Below are 334 nucleotides of genomic sequence, written 5' to 3'. Positions count from 1 at the left end.
CAGTAGATAATGCGAATGGTCAGGAAGTTGAATATACGCGTAATCTTATGTACAAAATTATTCTTACGCCACATACCGGTGACGTTAAAAAGCGCTTTCGTAAAGAACATGGACGTTTAGCATCTGTGCCTTTGTACTATGAAGAAGAAAAGGTCTTAAAAGAGGCAGCAGGATTTGTTGGTGAATCATTAAATGATTTTATTCGTGAAGCGGTTTTGAAAGAAGCAAAACGAGTTTTAGGTACTGAAAAATATAATTTAACATTGGGTAAACCGTTTAATCAAACCAAGGTTAAATTAAGTGAAGATGAGCATCAAAAATTGAGTAAAGAGCG

1 protein-coding gene is annotated in these 334 nt (G+C 35.0%); it reads left to right on the top strand.

The window, feature by feature from the left end:
* Nucleotides 1-334 (top strand): type II toxin -antitoxin system TacA 1-like antitoxin (locus tag SE27_RS14660; protein ID WP_201772988.1); only part of this gene is annotated, 334 nt, incomplete at both ends.

Source organism: Acinetobacter harbinensis (assembly GCF_000816495.1).
Taxonomy (GTDB): domain Bacteria; phylum Pseudomonadota; class Gammaproteobacteria; order Pseudomonadales; family Moraxellaceae; genus Acinetobacter; species Acinetobacter harbinensis.
This window is presented reverse-complemented; position numbering and strand designations above follow the sequence as displayed.